We start from the raw sequence: 18,130 nt of genomic DNA on the forward strand, positions 1-18,130 counted from the left end.
TACGTTAGGGCTGTTTCTGCAAACCTTAGAAACAGCCTTAACTATTAAAATTTCGCTTACTTTTACATAGTATCGGCTTAACAAGTTAATGAGATTCTGATCAATGCTGATCAAGATTTAACGAAGAAGGTTATTATGGCTAAAGCAAGTAATTACACCTCCAAGCAACCTGATGAAAATGGGGTTATCCATTGGAGCGAAGAAGAAAATAAAATATGGTCTGAGCTAGTTGCTCGCCAACTCGCTTGCATAGAAGGTAAAGCCTGTGATGAATATTTAGCAGGTCTTAAGAAAATTAATTTACCAACAGATCGTATTCCACAACTTAGTGAACTCAACGAAGTGTTACTTGAAACAACGGGCTGGCAAGTTGCGCCTGTACCGGCACTGATCGATTTTGATGAGTTCTTTCGATTACTAGCAAACAAGCAGTTCCCAGTAGCGACTTTTATTCGCAGCCGTGAAGAGTTTGACTACTTACAAGAGCCAGATATCTTCCACGAGATTTTTGGTCATTGTGCGATGCTTACCAACCCAGCATTTGCTGAGTTTACACACAAATATGGTCAGTTAGGTTATGCCGCTGAAAAGAAAGATCGTGTTTATTTAGCGCGCCTTTACTGGTTTACCGTTGAGTTTGGTTTAATGCAAACCGAACAAGGTCTGCGTATTTATGGTGGTGGTATTTTATCAAGCCCAGGCGAAACACAGTATGTGTATTCAGATAAGCCAGAAATCAATGCGATGAATGTGCTTGATGTATTACGTACACCTTATCGTATTGATATTATGCAGCCTGTGTACTACACCATTAACTCAATCAATGACTTATTTGATATTTCACAAATGGATATCATGTCGCTGGTGAGTAAAGCAAAAGAATTAGGGCTACATGAGCCAAAGTTTCCTCCTAAAGAAAAATTAGCAAGTTAAGGATTTATAATGTCTTCATTAAGCACACAAAAGTGTGAAGCGTGTCGTGCGGATGCGCCTAAAGTATCTGATGCTGAATTAGCAGAATTGATCAAAATGATCCCAGATTGGGTTCCTGAAGTGCGCGACGGCATTATGCAATTAGAGCGTGTTTACAAGTTTAAAAACTTCAAGCAAGCACTTGAGTTCACTAATAAAGTGGGCGATATGGCTGAAGAAGAAGGTCACCACCCAGGTCTGTTAACCGAGTGGGGCAAAGTAACCGTTACTTGGTGGAGCCACTCTATCAAAGGGTTACACAAAAATGATTTTATCTGTGCTGCTAAAACAGACGATGTATTCGCTGCACTGTAAATTTTAAGTTCTGCCCAGAACGATAAAAGGCGTAACCTCAGGTTGCGCCTTTTTGCTTTTTTAGAGTCCAAGAATTAACATTGAACTCTTATCTTTGCGAGAACACTAGAAAAGTAAATAATGAAAAACAAAGCGCTTATTTTGCCATTCCTACTCATTTTACTGCCCCTAATTGATAGCTTGTTTATCCCGCAAACATTTGGTATTCAATGGCATAGCCCTAAGCTGATGTATCAAGTAGGCGTGGCGCTGATGATTATAAAGCTCACTATGGTTGCCATTGGGCTTTGGTTATTATTAAAAGCAAAGCGCCTTTATATGGAAGCCAGTAAATCGACCCGTATTCTTAAATTTTCAGTCTTTTTACTCGGCGGCTTACAAGTGGTGATAATAACAGCAATATGCTTTTGGTATTTAGTAGCGGGTACGCAAGCGAAACACTTTATGCTGCAAGACAACATTGCTGTATTTACCGCTGATTATGGCGTATTTGCACCGGTACATCATGAGTTCTCATTTATATGCTTTGATGCCAATGGTTTTTACCACATGCAACCAATTGCCCAGCTACCTTGGCTCGGAACTTTTACGTTTACTAGCCAAGATTCGCGTTTGATCATTCAACATAAAAACCAAAGTGGCGCGAATACTCAAGAAATTTCATTAAAGGGGTTTGGCTGTTTGCAGTGAGAGGTGGTGGCTTTGTGAAAGGAGGCTGCGATTATAAGTGGTTTTCTGAATACATGCACTGCAGAAGCCATTATCAGCTATTTTAAAATCATAATTGTGACATAACACATGGAGACAAATTGAACAGTTTAAGGATAGTAAAATACACTTTAGCCATGCTGGCTTTGAATACCGTATTAAGTACTTTTATCACTCTAATAATTGGTAGTGATAATTTAGCTTCACTCTCATTCGGCAAATATTTTACATATCAGTTATTACCATCTTATTTATTGAACGCGGCTATTTATACCGTTATGGCTAAGCGCAATGTTGTAAAAGCTTGGAATTATGGCCTAAGTGTATATTTACTGAGCTTTATAGTGGGAAGTCCACAATTCTAAGTTGTCGTATAGGAAATTGATTAATGCTTAAAGAAAAAAATTTTTTTAGACGCCCAGTTAAACATGCATTATGGGCCACGTTACTTATTATGATATTTGTAACTATCAGACTCGCTATAGGAGAAAGGGTCGGTACAAATTTTGAAATAGCCATAAGGTATATTTTTGCTTGGCCTTTTGTTTATGCTTGCGTTTACATCTTACTAATTGTTTACCTGTACTTTAACCCAGATGCAGATAAACCAAGGAACAAAGATTAAAGTTATGTCCCTGCCTCCAAGTAACCAATAGGGTCAGTTCTAACCAATAGGTGAAAATGAAGGGCCATGTCTTACTTTTGCCCTTGGTAAGCCTTAACTGGCAACTTATTAGTGAAATGAATGGCTCAGGTTCAATTGTCGCTACGCATAAGTATGGCCCATTTGGAGTGCCGATTAATACCAGCTCATCACGTTTCCGTTATACTGGGCAAATCTTAATCCCAGGTACTAAGCTTTATTACTACAAAGCACGGGTTTACAATCCGAAGCTCGGCCGTTTTATGCAGACCGACCCCATCGGCTACGAAGACGGCATGAACTGGTACGCCTATGTGGGGAATGATCCGATAAATGCGACGGATCCAACGGGGAAATCCACTGTAAATATAGAAATTCAAAGAACTTCGGAAACAAAAGTTAGCACCGCTGGCACAATTAAAGTATCAAGTGATGGCTCAAAACAAACGTTTTCTGGTCGTACATTAGAGCCTCCCAAAAGTCCTAATAACGACCCAAAAACAGGTAATGGAACTGTACGAATGAAGCAGGGGTCTTATGATGCCTTTGTTCGTGGACCGTCAAAAACAGGCAATTATAATAAACCACAACTTAAGGGCAATATTCTTGGCGAGGATGGGAAAGACCATAGTGCGATACAGATTCATGCCGGGAATAAAGCAACTAATTCCGAAGGGTGCATTTTAGTTGGAACAAGCGCAAAAACTGATTGGGTATCTAGTAGCCGGACTGCACTAAATGGTGTAATGGGGGTTATAAATGATACGATCGCAAATGATGCAAAAACAGGGGTTCCAACAACTATAACCGTCACTATTAAAGATATAAAACCATGAAGGAGTCAGTAATGAGATTGTTAATGGTTTTCTCATTAATTCTAATGTCTCTGAATGCACATTCAGCATGCAGTAGCTTGAACGATTCAAAGGACAGCTTCGTTAATATGTGGGAGATAAGAACATTATCAGGACAAGAAAGCTGGATTAAGTGTGCTTCTGAATCTTGGTATTATTTTGAAAATAAGGCAAAGGTACAAGATTCTGAATTTAGGTATAAAATGTCGTCATATTTGATGTCTGCACTTCACTTCAATCCTGATAATTTCTTCGTTGTTATGGAGAATGAGGGGTACCTGTTTGATAAGTGGTTGCGGTATATACCAAATAGGATGTTTACTTGGTATAACGATGGAGAGTGTGGATATAACCCTGAAATTATTCAGTTGAAGAAATTAATTGAAGGTGTTGATCTGGAGACCAAAAAGCTAAAAAGTTATAAAGATTTTGCTAGTACGTTACAAAGTGTTAGCTGCTTTGTCGTGGACTGATTTTTGAAGTAGTTGAATTGGTTCAATAGCTTTAAAGTTCAAGCCTCGCTCATGCGGGGCTTTTCTTTGCATGAAAAGTTCAGTTTCACCAGCACCGCCAACTACAGCTGTATTTTTGCGTTTGACTACAGGCATTTTTGCGTGGTCCATTCCGAGAAGACATGAGGTCGAAACTGGAATGAAGGGGTCAGGTCTTGCTTTTTGCCCTTGGTAAGTCTGAAGTGGCAACTTATTAGTGAAAACGAATAGCTCAGGTTCAATTGTCGCTACGCATAAGTATGGCCCATTTGTAGAGCCGATTAATACCAGCTCATCACGTTTCCGTTATACTGGGCAAATCTTAATCCCAGGTACTAAGCTTTATCACTACAAAGCACGGGTTTACCACCCTGAATTAGGGCGTTTTATGCAGACTGTTCCCATTGGATATAAAGATGGGATGAATATGTATGCGTATGTAGGTAATTGGTGAGGTAGTAGTTTTAGATAGACATGAGCAAAGTGGCAATAATGAGACTTATCACGGTCATGTACAAAGTACTATCACAGATCAGAAAACAAGAAATGCGGCTTCAAAACTACCAAATGTTGTGGTGAACAAAAAAGGGAAATGGAAAGTTAAAAAGAGAAACTAAAATGAATGAAAAGTTTGTGAATACATTATCAATACTGCATAAAACGGCATCTGTTGTTGAGGCAACTAACTTCTTAAATGAAGAAGTAAGTGCAGACATTAAAGCGCAAGGGGGTATTACACCGCTGCACTTTAATGAAAATTATAAAGTCTTGAAACTTCTTATTGATAGAGGAGCTGATGTCAATGCTCCAAGGGATGATGGACAGACTCCACTTCATATACAAAATGATTCTAAAATTGTTCAACTGTTGATCGACAATGGTGCAAACGTTAATGCGTTAAATATGTATGGTGATACTCCTTTGCATTTATCGGAAACTTTGGAAAAAGTGAAGCTTTTAGTATCAAATGGGGCGGATATTAACATTTTGAATGAAGATAATGAGCTACCTGACGATTGTTATGGTGAAGACATGGAAAGTCAAAATATGATTAACTTTCTAGTAAGTATGCGAGATTAATGTGTTCGTTGAATCCAAAGCCTCGCTAGTCGGGGCTAGGATTCAACAATCGAGATCAAATAAACTTTGCTCTCAACCCAAAGCCAGCGTAAGCTGGTTTTGTTTTTTTGGGTCAATAAAAATAGTCGTTTGGTGCCAAATTCAATTGGGTGATCTGTTCTGGTGAAAAGCCGTGGTGAAGGAGTTGGAAATCTCTCATCTGCACTTCGGCTTTTTTTTCCTTCGCCAATAACCTGATAAAGGCTACCGCTAGAGAGAGCCGGTAGGGTCAAGTCTTGCATTTTGCACGATCTTTTCGGTACAGCCTCGCAGGCGTAAAACCTCGTGTCATAATGTTGATGATAAATTTTTTTGTAAATTAACCATTTGTTAAACGAATATGTTGAAATCCAACCCATAAAACGAGTCAAAAACGTCGAAATCAAAACCATAAACACCCCCAAAAACGTCGAAAACCAAACCATAACTACCATATCAACATACTCATCTTTTACATTTATTAACGTCAAGCTGAAGCTATACTTATGAATTGGGCTTCATCAAAAAGAACTTAGAATCCAAGAACAGAAAGAAATGAATGCTGCTGGCGGAGTTGATAATCTCGACAATAAGATAAACTCTGTAAAAGAAGCAGATTGGGAAAAGTATGGTATCCCACCGCTGAATAAAAAATGAGGATTTAAAGTTTGAAAAACGTAGATGAGTTAGTAGTCAATCTGACTCACTTGATGAACCATAAGGACAAAGTTCCAGAGGAAGGTTTCATTGAGTTAATGGGCAAGATACTTGGAAACAACCCATCATTGGGGTGGGAACTTGGTCCTTCCCCGGAGAAAGGTGAGATCGATGTACTGTCGATATCGACTGGTGATGATGATGAATTTTATGAAATTCGTGATATGGACATTTTTCCAATAGATGGCAGCGGGTGGCAGATCGTTTTAGGGGTACCTCCTCGGAACTGGGAAATGTTTTTCTTTATTTCATCTGAATCTAATGAAGAGATTGAAGTTGATGCAAATAATTGGTTGTATTCTGCGACATGGACAGATAATTGTGTCGATATTGAAATGTCAGGCCCAAGACAAGATTTAATCGACAAAGGCATTATAGATGACGCTTTGAGGGTCGTGCTGGTCGGTGAGATTGGCGAATTGAACTTGCGATCATTTGTTCGAAGTTTTAAATTTTTTGACGGTCATATAGATGAAAGATTTAAATCGATAAAGAGCTTGAGAAAAGACTTTTCCAGTCATTTTGATAGTTGTTTTTACAGAACTTTTTTGGTTTCGTAAATTGAGATTACGTTCCATATTAATTGATTCAACTTTCTTGAATCCAAAACCTCGCTAGTTGGAGCTAGGATTCAACCAAACTAGCAATACTTGCTCTCAACCCAAAGCCAGCGGAAGCTGGTTTTGTTTTTTGAGGTCAATGAAAATAGTCACTTGGTGCCAAATTTAATTGGATGATTGCTCAGGGCTGAATCCGTGGCGAAGGAGATGGAAATCTCTCATCTGTACTTCGGCTTTTTTTCCTTCGCCAATAACTTGATAAAGGCTACCGCTAGGAATAAAGGGGGTAGGTCTTGCTTTTTGCCCTTGGTAAGTCTTACTTTATCACTACAAAGCACGGGTTTACCACCCTGAATTAGGTCGTTTTATGCAGACTGTTTCCATTGGATATAAAGATGGGATGAATATGTATGCGTATGTAGGTAATGATCCGGCTAATATGGTTGATCCTAACGGTCAAACTGGGCAGCGTATTTCGTTTTCCTATAAAGTAGGTCCGCTAACGCGAAAGGAGGCCGAGAGAATAAATACAAATGCTGGGCATGTTAACAATCTTACGGCTACCGCAGCCGGAGTCATTGCAGCTCGCATTCATCCATACTTAGCGCCTACTGGACTGGCTGTCGACTCCTATCTTACTGAAGTTGAGTTTGCTCTTTCTGAGGGTGATACAATTGAAGTAATAACAGAACTCGAAATTACGTCAACTTTTGATAACGATTCTGGCTACAAAGAGGTGGGGAACTCATATAAAGTTATCAACTCAGGTGGTGAAACTATTTATCAATCTATTCACGGCGATATAAACAATCAGGAGAGAAATGAATCGCCCGACCAAACTACAGACCGAGTGCCATTTAAGGATAAGGTCAGTTGTACTGGGACGAGGATAAAAAGAGAAAGTTGTTAAATTAAAAATGGTGCTTTAGAGGAATTAAGTTTATGATCCGAGAATACTTTAAAAAAATATATAAAATATATTCTAGTAAATATATTTATATAAGTGTATTTATATCAACGTTGATAGTTCTATACTTGTTTGATGAAAATCATATTCTTGTTAAATTAGTTATATTTATTGGGTTAATCTTATTGTTTAATTTTACCTTTATTAGGTTTGAGAAAAAGAAAAGTGATAAAGGGTCAACTAAATAGGTCGCCTCTTATAATTCAATTCCATTAAATCTAAAGTGTTGTTTACCAAATTATTTATCATAAAATTTGGCAGGGTTATGACGGTTTTTCCCACGCTTTTATCGAACGATTTTTAGCCAGGCCAAATTTCCACTATACGTTATCTCATACCCGGTCATAACATTTACCAAAAAAATAAAGGGGTCTTGTCTTGCTTTTTGCTTCCTAGAAAGTCAAAAGCAAGCGCAACTCTTAATAATCATTACTACCCTTTATCATAACTGCCAGCTCTTAAAATATTTAATAGCTGGCAGTCATCTCAAGCCTAATAGTTATTGCTTTACCTGAACTTCGACTTCTTGCCCGGTTTGTAGTTGCTCGGCGCCGCGTACTGCCACTTTATCGCCCGCATTTAAAGTGATGTTAGAAGTCGGAGTGACTTCAACCAGTTTATCTTTGCCATTACCTACTTTTACGGGAATTTGCAGGGCTTTGTTGTCGTTGTCGATTTTGACGATATGGGTGCCTTTTTTGCGTAAGATCAGCGCATCGCGATTCACCAGTAGTACATCCCCTTTGCTTTTTAGTGGCACGGCTACATCAACCAGTTGGCCAATTGCCCATGTTTGCTCGGCGTTATTTGCTAGTAAGGCACGTACTTCTACGGTTTGTGAACGCGGATCGGTTGATGGGATCACCGCTGTTACGGTGGCTGTTGTCATATCTGGGGCTGATAAGTCGCCGGCTTGAATCGGTAACTCTATGCCTTTGTGTAAAAACTTTAAGTATTTAACAGGCACGTACAAACGCACTTCTAGGTTATTAATATCGAGCAGGGTGACCAGTTCATCAGCACGATTTATTTCGCGACCAGCGCGTTTAAAACGCTCGCTGATCACGCCGTCAAATGGGGCGCGAACCGTTGCACGCGAAAGCTGATCGTCTATTACTTTTAATTCAACCTTAGCCAGTGCGATATCAGATAACGCAAGGTCATGCTTATTTTGCATATCATCGACTTGGCTTGCTGCAGCACTACTGGCTTTGGCGAGTTTTTGTAAACGATCGAGCTCTTGTTGATATAAGCGTAGGTTTATTTTGGCGCGATTGAGCATTTCTTGCTGGCGTGCTTTTTCAAGTTCAAGCGGGAAGGTGTCCATACGAACTAGGGTGTTGCCACTTTTAACCAGAGTACCTGGCTCAACAACATATAATAAACGCCCGCTTACGCCTGCTGTTAGGGTTACATCATCTTTGCCATACAATGTGCCGCTGACTTCAATTTCGCTTGTCAGTGGAGCTTGTGTGACGGTTTCTACCGTAACCGGCACGACTGCAAAGGCGTTAAATGCGATAAGACTGAATAGCGCACAAAAGCGAGCGGTTAATTTACGAAAAGGTGTGTTCATTGTTTTAATACTCATTGATTCGATACCAAGCTTAAAGGCGTTTTTTCTGGTTGCTGTTTGTTATTAACGGGCGGCAGCTGTCTGCCAAGTTGTAATAAACTTGGCATTAATATCAGGGTGAATAGGGCACTAATGGCCATGCCGCCGACAATCACAGTGGCAAGGCCACGGTAAATTTCTGATCCTACCCCCGGCATTAGCATCAGTGGCAGCATGCCAAATAAGCTGGTTAAGGTACTTAAGTAAACGGGTCTTGCACGCAGCAGCACAGCTTGGCGAACGGCGTCTTCTCGACTGAGCCCAGCGGCCATTGCGACACGGGTTTGGTCAACCAATAAAATGGCATTATTTACCACCAGACCCAGCAAGATAATAAAGCCAATCATGGTCAGTAAGTCGAGCGATTGGAAGGTAAATAAGTTAAGTACGAATAGGGCCAGTACACCGCCTGCAATTGCCAATGGCATGACCAGTAAAACTAACGCGCTGTCTTTGGCTGACTTAAACAATGCGGTCATTAGCAAGAATAAAATAAACAGAGCCAAAATAAAGTTGATTGTCATTTCTTGCATGGCCGAATTCATCTTTTGTGCGTTACCCGCCAAAATCGCGCCAGAGCTGTCAGGCAAGCTTGCACGAACTTTTGGCATAACTTGCTCTGAGAGAATAGTTTGCGCTTGTTGCAAGCTCATGTCTGCTGGTGGCGTGACAACAATACTCACGGTACGGCGGCCATTAACACGTCTAAGCTGGGTTGGCCCCACGGTGCGCTCAATATTGGCAAGTTCGCCTAAGGTTTGAATACCTGATTGTGGGGTCACAATGGGCAGTGCTTTAAGCTCCTCTGGAGTTTGCCACGGTATGCCACGCAAAATCACGTTCATGCGTTCGTTGCCATCAAAGTATTCATTAACAAATAACCCACCTGTGTAGGCTTGCACTGCCTGAGATACATCACGACGAGTTAGCCCTGCTTGGGTTATACGACGGTCATTGGGTGTGAGCCTAAGTTCTGGCTCTGCCATATCGAGTCGTGGTTGTGGCCTTGCAGTGGCATTCGGCATTGCGTCGGTGACTGCTTGAAGCGCCACATTAGCACCGGCTATTAGTTCGTCCATATTCGGACCAGTTAAATCGATATTGATATTACGACCATCACCGCCATTAGCAACTTGGATCATCGACCCTCTAAAGAAGAATACTTGGGTGTCGGGTAAATCAATGAAGATTTCTTCTCGGGCTACCTTCATTAATTCTTCAACACGTTGCGGATCGGCAGAATAAATAAAGCCGCCAGCATTCGAACCAAAAGCATAAAAGTTAAAATCTTTTATCCCCGGCTCTTTTTCACCTGTGTAATAAGGCATTAAGCGCTTTTTAATACGCATCAGCAGCTCTTCTTCCATAAACTGCACATTGCCGCCAGGCGGGGTATTTAAGTTAAAGAAAAAGCCATCGGTTGGTGCGCGCGGCATAAAATCAGTTTTCGGGAGCATGGTCATGGTTGCGACGACTGAGCCACCCAATAACGACACTATCCACACTATTTGTTTAACGCGGGTATTGGTAAGCGCCATGATGAAGTTAGTTAGCTTATGCCAATATTCACGATAAGGATCCGCTTTGAGTTCTTTGTCTGGCCAAAAATGGTTAGCCAACGGAATAAGTGTAATTGCGCAAATCATAGAGGCAATAACAGCAATAGATAAGGTGAGCGCCAAGTCAGAGAATAACTGCCCCTCAATACCTGCCATAAATAAAATTGGCAAGAAGATAGCAACGCTGGTGGTGGTTGAGGCAAATAAAGCGCCTGTTACTTGAGCTGCGCCTTTTAGCGCGGCTTTTTTACTATCAAAGCCTTCGCTTCTGAGCCTTGCGATGTTTTCTTGCACTATGATGGCGGCATCAAGTACTAAGCCAACAGCAAAGGCAAGGCCTGCCAGTGAAATAACATTTAAGCTACGGTCAAAAATATTCAATGTTAAAAGCGCGACTAACAAAGAGACAGGAATTGTCGCTGCAATGACAAACGTGGCCTTTAAGCCCCTAAAGAACAGCCACAAGATTAAACACGACAGCAAAACACCTAGGCCTAAGTTACTTTTAACTAACGACAAGGCATTACGAATATGCACTGAGGCATCAAAACTTAATTCAATCGCTAAGCCATTCTCAGCCAGCGGCCCTTCGTTTAGTTCTTTAATAGCAAGGTTAATGTCGTCGAGTAAGGCAACGGTATTGGCTTCGTTAGCGCGCGAAATACGAATGTAATACGCGGGTTTACCATTTCGACCACTCATCCCTAAACGGTCAGAGAAAGTGCGCTCTACACTTGCGATATCGCCAAGATAAATGGGTCTATCGCCTGAATAACCAACGCGCATTTGTGCCATGCTCGATAAATCATATTGCCCAGTAAAGCGCACGGTATATTGACGACGGCCAACATTGGCAAGGCCACCAGAGGTATCGCGTGAGCTGGCTAATACGTTACTAATTTGGTCAAGGCTGACGCCAAGTGCAGCGGCTTTGTGAGGGTCAAAGGTAATACGTAATTCTTTTGGTCGTTCACTGGCTAAGTCAACGCGGGCAACACCAGGGATACGTGCCAAACGGGGCTCAACAAATTCATCGATTTGTTTTTGGAACTGCGCCATGTCTAAATCAAGGCTGTCGCTATTAAAATCTTTTGGAGTGACCAGTAACGTTGCTGCGGCTTCACCATTATTACCGCCAGCAAAAACCACAGGATCAAATGCATCTAACGGCAGGGGCGGCGCTTGGTTAAGGCTTGTTAACACATCAAGCATGGCCTGTTGCATGTTTTGTCCAACAGCAAAAGTCAACGTGATAGAGCCATTGCCACGGTTAATGTAAGTATTAACCTCTAGCGCACCCGGGGTGTTTTTTACTGCGTTCTCAAGCGGCTCAATGATCACCGATTCAATCTCTTCAGGTGCAGCTTGTCGCCAGCCAGAGAAAATAGTGATCTGCGGTTGCTCAATATCTGGTGTGAGCTGAATTGGCAGCTTAAAAATACTCAACATGCCAAACAACATAATCAACACCAAGATGACAATAACACTCGCAGGGTTTTTCAGCGAACTACGTGTCAGGTTCATTGTGTGTGTTCCAAAATCAATTTGTCTGCATTGTAGTGCGATGTAAAAAAAGTGCCAGTGAGGTAAATGAAATGTATGTCAGAAGTAACGCTGAATAGCCGTAATTAAGCGATAAAATGTGTATTTGAAATAAGATGTAACAATTTAGCCGAGGAGCTTTAAGTTTTAAGCCCTAAGTAATAGAGTCTGAAACTAGTGAGTCGTATTTTTTCGGCGAAGGGAAGCAACATTTTGCTCAAACACACGCTTTACTTCTGCACTGTAGTGATTGTGGTCGTTAATGGTGATAAACGGATTCGTGAAACTAACATCACAGAAAGCTGTATAACACTGGATTTTAACTGCAACTCGATCGGGTGTTGCAAGGCCATCTAAGGTCGTTTGCAATGCTTCAAAAACATAATCTTTATTAACGTGCGATGTTAAAGCAACTTCAAGCTCTTTGACCTCAGTGCGATGTGAATTTGTGTCGGTGACAAAAAAATCGTATAGGTAGCTACGTGATGCAAACAGTATGATTGCAACAAGATAGAATAGTCCTGTGTAATAAAATAATTCCGTGTGGGTAAAACTCCGAAAAGACTTGAACATTTTCACTATTATTTTTTGTTTGTTTTTTATACTAAAACATATTTGTGAGTATATCTCAACAAACTAGCTAAAAATCATTGCATTACAGATAATAAAAAAGCGCGAAACTAGTTAGCATCGCGCTTCTTATCTCAAACTTAAGCTGACGGCTGACGGCTGACGGCTGACGGCTGACGGCTGACGGCTGACGGCTTAAAGCTCCGCTTTATTATTCATCAATCGAGCGAAGTAGGGCATTAATACCTACTTTTTCGCGAGTTTGTTGATCAACTTTTTTCACGATGATGGCAGCGTATAGGCTGTGCGAACCATCTTTTGACGGTAGAGAACCAGGAACAACAACCGCACCTGCTGGCACTCGACCGTAATGAGTTTCGCCAGTTTCACGATCATAGATACGTGTGCTTTGGCTGATGTAAACACCCATTGAAATAACCGCACCTTCTTCGACCACAACGCCCTCAACAATTTCAGAGCGTGCGCCGATAAAACAGTTATCTTCGATAATAGTTGGGTTTGCTTGCAGTGGCTCAAGTACACCACCAATGCCCACACCGCCCGACAAGTGAACGTTTTTACCTATTTGTGCACACGAGCCAACCGTTGCCCATGTATCAACCATCGTACCTTCATCAACGTAGGCGCCAATGTTGACATAAGATGGCATTAGCACCACGTTTTTACCTACGAAGCTGCCTTTACGTGCCACAGCATTTGGCACAACACGCATCCCGCCTTGTTGGAATTGCTCTGGTGTATAGTCGCTAAACTTAAGGGGTACTTTGTCGTAAAACTGATTAACACCATCGCTCATTGGTTGGTTATCACGAATACGGAAAGACAGTAGCACCGCTTTTTTCAACCATTGATGTACAACCCACTCACCACTGATTTTTTCAGCAACACGCGCAGCACCGCTATCAAGTAATTCAAGCGCGTCGATAATTGCTTGTTTAACTTCACTTGATACTGTGCTTGGGCTGATGCTATCGCGGTTGTCCCAGGCGTTTTCGATCATGGTTTTTAAATCTGACATAAGATCCTCTTATTCGGTTTCTGCGTTGAGTTTTTTACGCAATGCTTGATGAATTTTAGCCTGTTCTTCGTCTGTTAATGCTTGGTATTCGTTATTTGATACCACGAAGAAATCTTCTGCACGCTCACCAACAGTGGTGATCCGCGCGGCATGAATATGTAATAAGTGTGCTTGAAATACTTCCGCAATTTTCGTTAATAGACCCGGAATATCCACCGCTTGAATTTCAATTAAGCTGCGATCTTTACGCGCATGCGGTCTAAGCACAATTTTTGGTTTGATATTAAAATCTTTGAAGCGCTGTGAGCGGTTCTTTTTGATGCGAATTTTCTTTTTCGGATCGCTAATCGCCTGTTCTAAAGCGCGTTTAATACCTTGCGCTCGGTTACTTGCAATTGGGTCACCATTAACCTCTAAAATAACAAAGCTAAACAGCACGTAGCCATCTTTAGTGGTTAACACTTGTGCATGTTGAATTTGCGCTTTTTTCGAACCAATAACGCTCACAAGACGGGAGAATAAACTTCCCGAGTAAGGGCTGTAGGCAAACACTTGCGTACCACCGTGCATTGCGGTGTCAGACACGGTCACACTTGGTAGGCTTAAATCTTCACAATTTAATAAGTGTTCTGTGTGCCACGAAATTTGTTGTTCGCTAAAAGCGGTAAAGTAATTGGCTTTAAAGCGGCTCCAAATTAAGTCGATCTGATCTTCGTTACAGCCGTGATTCAATAAGCGTTGTTTAGCTTGCTGCTTTTTATCTCGAATTTGGTCACGTTGGTCCATTGGATTTTCAAGCCCTAAGCGCAGTGCTCGCTGGGTATGTAAATACAGCTCACGGAGTAGGGTGTTTTTCCAATCGTTCCACAGATTATCGTTGGTCGCGCGAATATCGGCCAACGTTAAGCAGTATAAGTAATCGAGCTGACGCTCATTTTTTACTTTGCTTGCAAAGTCTTTAATCACATCAGGGTCATTAATATCTTTACGCTGCGCCGTGACCGACATAAGTAAGTGATTAGCTACTAACCAAGAGATGAGCTTACCGTCTGATGATGGGAAGCGGTGCAATTTAGCAAACGCAATCGCATCAACTGAACCTAGCTCTGAGTGATCGCCGCCGCGCCCTTTGGCGATATCATGAAATATACCGGCTAAATAAAGTAACTCAGGTTTATCCATGCGGGTGACGATTTCACTACAAAGTGGAAACTCGCTCACTTTTGACTTATCAAAATACTTATAAATATTGTTAATAAGCTTATGGGTGTGCTCATCCACGGTATAGGCATGAAATAAATCAAACTGCATTTGCCCGAAGATGTTTCGCCACTGTGGTAAGTAGGCGGCAATAATGCCGTGCTTGTGCATTAGCGTAAATGCACGGCCCATACCGTTAGGGTGTTTTATTAAGCGTAAAAATGCTTCGCGACAGGCGGCGTAATCTTGTAAATCACCCAGTAAACGACGACGCACTTGGCGCATTGTACGTATGGTACTTGGGTAAATATGGGTGATCTCAGGGTTATCAGCAATATGCTCGAACAACACAAATAGCTGATCCCGACGAAAGAACACCGACGGATTTTTTACACGAATTTGATGGCCAATGCGCTCAAAGTTACGATCAAGTTCAATGACAGGTAGCTCACCGGCACCCGGTAAAATGCTTTGCTCGAAATATGACAGCAGCATTTGGTTAAGCTCACGTACGCGACTCATGATCCTGAATAAGCGTTTCATCATGCGCTCAACCGAAGCTTTACCATCACTACCAAAGCCGAGAATTTCTGCAGCGTGAGGTTGGTGATCGAACAGCAAACGGTTTTCAGAGCGCCCCGCAGCTAGGTGCAGTGCAAAACGAATATTCCAGAGGTTTTCTAAACACTCTAGTAGTTCTTGATATTCTTCATGGGTGAGGTAGCCGTGATTGATCAGCTCTTGTAATGTTTCGGCTCTAAAGTGCTTTTTAGCAACCCAAATAATGGTTTGTAAATCTCGCAGGCCACCTGGGTTCTCTTTGATATTTGGCTCAAGGTTATAAGCCGTACCATGGCATTTTCTATGGCGTAGATTTTGTTCTTGTACTTTCGCCAAAAAGAATTCGTCTGAGCGCCAAATTGGCGAATCAATTAAATGATTTTTTAATTTTTCGAATTCGATGTGATTACCGAAAATTAATCGACTCTCAAGTAAACTGGTAGCAAATGTCACATCTTCGCGTTTTTGTTCTAATGCTTGTTCTATGGTGCGAACGCTGTGACCAATTTCTAAATTAAGATCCCAAAGCATGGTGACGAACTGGCCAATTTTCTCACACACAGCTTCGCTTGGCTGTTCACTCACCAGTAGCATAAAGTCGATATCGGAGTAGGGATGCAGTTCACCACGACCATAGCCGCCCACAGCAATTAGAGCTAAGTCACTTTCGTGAGAAAGGTCGTAATCGTGAAACAATTTAATTAATAGGCGGTCGATAAACTCAGCGCGGGCATTAATTAAGTTGCTAACGGGTTGTTTTGAGAATTCGTTCTGTAGCCATTTATAAAAATAACTAGAACAGTCGCGATAATCGCTAAGTTGCTCAGCTTGGCTGAGCAACTTTTTTACTTTATTGGGTAATGCCACAGGGGCTGGCTCCTAGTGTTCGATGATCCTGTCGATAGTATCATCTGATCGGAGCGTTAAAATTTCAACACCATTTTCAGTCACTAACAGGGTGTGTTCCCACTGCGCAGACAATGAACGGTCTTTTGTTACAACTGTCCAATTATCTTTAAGTAACTTACATTGACGTTTACCAGCATTAACCATTGGCTCGATTGTTAAGCACATACCCGCTTTTAACACTTCGCCAGTTCCAGCTTTACCATAGTGCATTACTTGTGGTTCTTCGTGGAACTCAGCACCAATACCGTGACCACAGTATTCGCGTACGATTGAATAGTTAAAGCTTTCTGCGTATTTTTGAATTGCAGCGCCAATATCACCTAGGCGAACGCCTGGTTTTACCATTTTAATTGCAAGGTAAAGGCTTTCTTGTGTGATATCAGCAAGGCGTTTGCCTTGGATATTAGGTGTGCCCACATGGAACATTTTAGATGTGTCGCCGTGATAGCCATCTTTGATCACCGTAATATCAATATTTACGCTGTCACCTTCTTTAAGTGGTTTGTCGTTAGGAATACCGTGACAGATAACATGGTTCACTGAGGTGCAGATTGATTTTGGGAAACCGTGATAATTAAGCGGTGCTGGAATAGCATCTTGAACATTAACGATATAATCGTGACAAATTGTATTTAGTTCATCTGTGGTTACACCTGGCACCACATGCGGTTCTATCATTTCAAGTACCTCGGCGGCTAAGCGCCCGGCAACACGCATTTTTTCGATTTCTTCAGGGGTCTTGATCACAGCACTCATTGAGGCTCCAAAGTTGTTTTTCAGGTCAGTTTTCAGTGCACAAATTTTGCACTAGACGTTGAGTTTTCAATTTTAATATGGTATAAAGCGCGCCGTCTTTTTACAAATAAATTCTTAACTGATTTTTTGTATTTAAGGCAAACACAATTTTATTTTAACACACACACGTATCGTCACATACACTTGGGTGCACTTAAGTTACAAATTAACTACGGTGTTGGTGCTATGGGATATGTGGAGGCCTAACCCTAAATTATAGAGGATTATACAAATGGCAAACGTTTCAATGCGCGATATGCTTCAAGCTGGTGTTCACTTTGGTCACCAAGCACGTTACTGGAACCCTAAGATGAAGCCTTTCATCTTCGGCGCTCGTAACCGTGTTCATATCATCAACCTAGAGCAAACTGTACCAATGTTCAACGAAGCACTTAAGTTCTTATCGAACGCAGCTTCTAACAAAGGTAAAGTACTTTTCGTTGGTACTAAGCGCGCAGCAAGCGAAGCAGTTAAAGAAGCAGCTCTTCAAAGCGAGCAGTTCTACGTAAACCACCGTTGGTTAGGTGGTATGTTGACTAACTGGAAAACAGTTCGTCAATCAATCAAGCGTCTTAAAGACCTTGAAGCGCAAAGCCAAGACGGTACTTTCGAGAAATTAACTAAGAAAGAAGCGTTAATGCTTACTCGTGAAATGGAAAAGCTTGAAAAGAGCCTTGGTGGTATCAAAGATATGGGCGGTCTTCCAGACGCGCTTTTCGTTATCGATGCAGACCACGAGCACATCGCTATCCGTGAAGCTAACAACCTAGGTATTCCTGTTGTTGCTATCGTTGATACAAACTCTAACCCAGACGGTGTTGATTACATCGTTCCTGGTAACGACGATGCGATCCGTGCTATCCAACTTTACACAGGCGCTGTATCAGCTGCGATCACTGAAGGTCGTGAGAACAACATCGTTGCTCAAGCTGAGAAAGACGACTTCGTAGAAGCTGAGTAATTAGCTGTCATCAAGTCTTCATCTATTTGAGGTGAAGACTTGTTATTCTTGTTA

Annotated in this window: 16 protein-coding genes and 1 pseudogene; 10 read left to right on the forward strand and 7 right to left on the reverse strand. The window is 41.6% G+C overall.

The window, feature by feature from the left end; translation table 11 throughout:
- The first annotated feature begins 135 nt into the window (after nt 1-135).
- The 7 genes from phhA (at nt 136) to NH153_RS19015 (ending at nt 5,063) form a co-directional block, all read left to right on the forward strand.
- A complete protein-coding gene (gene phhA, locus NH153_RS18980; RefSeq protein ID WP_054553132.1) occupies nt 136-933 on the forward strand; it encodes a phenylalanine 4-monooxygenase in 798 nt (265 codons plus the stop codon).
- Between the two features lie 9 nt (nt 934-942).
- Entirely contained in the window at nt 943-1,287 is a 345-nt protein-coding gene (locus NH153_RS18985; RefSeq protein WP_036969771.1) for a 4a-hydroxytetrahydrobiopterin dehydratase, read from the forward strand.
- Nucleotides 1,288-1,407: 120 nt separating this feature from the next.
- Nucleotides 1,408-1,977 (forward strand): hypothetical protein, encoded by a 570-nt coding sequence (locus NH153_RS18990; RefSeq protein ID WP_063706828.1) that lies wholly within the window; start codon nt 1,408-1,410, stop codon nt 1,975-1,977.
- Between the two features lie 699 nt (nt 1,978-2,676).
- Nucleotides 2,677-3,474: an RHS repeat-associated core domain-containing protein gene (locus tag NH153_RS19000; RefSeq protein WP_063706830.1), complete on the forward strand. Its 798-nt coding sequence runs from the start codon at nt 2,677-2,679 to the stop codon at nt 3,472-3,474.
- A gap of 11 nt (nt 3,475-3,485) precedes the next feature.
- Complete coding sequence (locus tag NH153_RS19005; protein WP_063706831.1) at nt 3,486-3,965, forward strand: hypothetical protein; 480 nt, start codon at nt 3,486-3,488, stop codon at nt 3,963-3,965.
- A 235-nt stretch (nt 3,966-4,200) separates the two neighbouring features.
- On the forward strand, nt 4,201-4,437 hold the full coding sequence (locus NH153_RS19010) for an RHS repeat-associated core domain-containing protein (protein ID WP_063706832.1): 237 nt from the start codon (nt 4,201-4,203) through the stop codon (nt 4,435-4,437).
- A gap of 164 nt (nt 4,438-4,601) precedes the next feature.
- Nucleotides 4,602-5,063, forward strand: coding sequence for an ankyrin repeat domain-containing protein (locus NH153_RS19015; protein WP_063706833.1), 462 nt, complete (start codon nt 4,602-4,604; stop codon nt 5,061-5,063).
- A gap of 35 nt (nt 5,064-5,098) precedes the next feature.
- Here NH153_RS19015 and NH153_RS21870 read toward each other — a convergent pair whose 3' ends face one another.
- A complete protein-coding gene (locus tag NH153_RS21870; RefSeq protein WP_167350247.1) occupies nt 5,099-5,572 on the reverse strand; it encodes a hypothetical protein in 474 nt (157 codons plus the stop codon).
- Nucleotides 5,573-5,749: 177 nt separating this feature from the next.
- On the opposite strand from NH153_RS21870, the gene NH153_RS19025 reads away from it, so the two are divergent.
- Nucleotides 5,750-6,358 (forward strand): hypothetical protein, encoded by a 609-nt coding sequence (locus tag NH153_RS19025; protein WP_063706835.1) that lies wholly within the window; start codon nt 5,750-5,752, stop codon nt 6,356-6,358.
- Between the two features lie 331 nt (nt 6,359-6,689).
- A pseudogene (locus NH153_RS19030) lies at nt 6,690-7,268 on the forward strand (RHS repeat-associated core domain-containing protein); the annotation flags it as partial.
- Nucleotides 7,269-7,824: 556 nt separating this feature from the next.
- Here the strand turns inward: NH153_RS19030 and NH153_RS19040 are convergent.
- From NH153_RS19040 to map, 6 genes are all read right to left on the reverse strand, one after another.
- Entirely contained in the window at nt 7,825-8,916 is a 1,092-nt protein-coding gene (locus NH153_RS19040; RefSeq protein ID WP_240494390.1) for an efflux RND transporter periplasmic adaptor subunit, read from the reverse strand.
- Complete coding sequence (locus NH153_RS19045) at nt 8,913-12,023, reverse strand: efflux RND transporter permease subunit (RefSeq protein ID WP_063706837.1); 3,111 nt, start codon at nt 12,021-12,023, stop codon at nt 8,913-8,915. The genes NH153_RS19040 and NH153_RS19045 overlap by 4 nt, the downstream gene beginning before the upstream one ends.
- A gap of 192 nt (nt 12,024-12,215) precedes the next feature.
- Nucleotides 12,216-12,614: a hypothetical protein gene (locus NH153_RS19050; protein ID WP_063706838.1), complete on the reverse strand. Its 399-nt coding sequence runs from the start codon at nt 12,612-12,614 to the stop codon at nt 12,216-12,218.
- A 208-nt stretch (nt 12,615-12,822) separates the two neighbouring features.
- Nucleotides 12,823-13,650 carry a 2,3,4,5-tetrahydropyridine-2,6-dicarboxylate N-succinyltransferase gene (gene dapD, locus NH153_RS19055; RefSeq protein ID WP_063706839.1) on the reverse strand — a complete coding sequence of 276 codons (828 nt, stop codon included), beginning with the start codon at nt 13,648-13,650 and terminating at the stop codon, nt 12,823-12,825.
- A gap of 9 nt (nt 13,651-13,659) precedes the next feature.
- Entirely contained in the window at nt 13,660-16,278 is a 2,619-nt protein-coding gene (glnD, locus tag NH153_RS19060; protein ID WP_063706841.1) for a [protein-PII] uridylyltransferase, read from the reverse strand.
- A 12-nt stretch (nt 16,279-16,290) separates the two neighbouring features.
- On the reverse strand, nt 16,291-17,100 hold the full coding sequence (gene map / locus NH153_RS19065) for a type I methionyl aminopeptidase (protein WP_267894590.1): 810 nt from the start codon (nt 17,098-17,100) through the stop codon (nt 16,291-16,293).
- Between the two features lie 247 nt (nt 17,101-17,347).
- Between map and rpsB the strand changes: the two genes are divergently transcribed.
- Nucleotides 17,348-18,076: a 30S ribosomal protein S2 gene (rpsB, locus tag NH153_RS19070; RefSeq protein WP_054553123.1), complete on the forward strand. Its 729-nt coding sequence runs from the start codon at nt 17,348-17,350 to the stop codon at nt 18,074-18,076.
- Nucleotides 18,077-18,130: the final 54 nt, after the last annotated feature.

Origin of the sequence: Pseudoalteromonas gelatinilytica (assembly GCF_001641615.1) — a bacterium.
Lineage (GTDB): Bacteria > Pseudomonadota > Gammaproteobacteria > Enterobacterales > Alteromonadaceae > Pseudoalteromonas > Pseudoalteromonas gelatinilytica.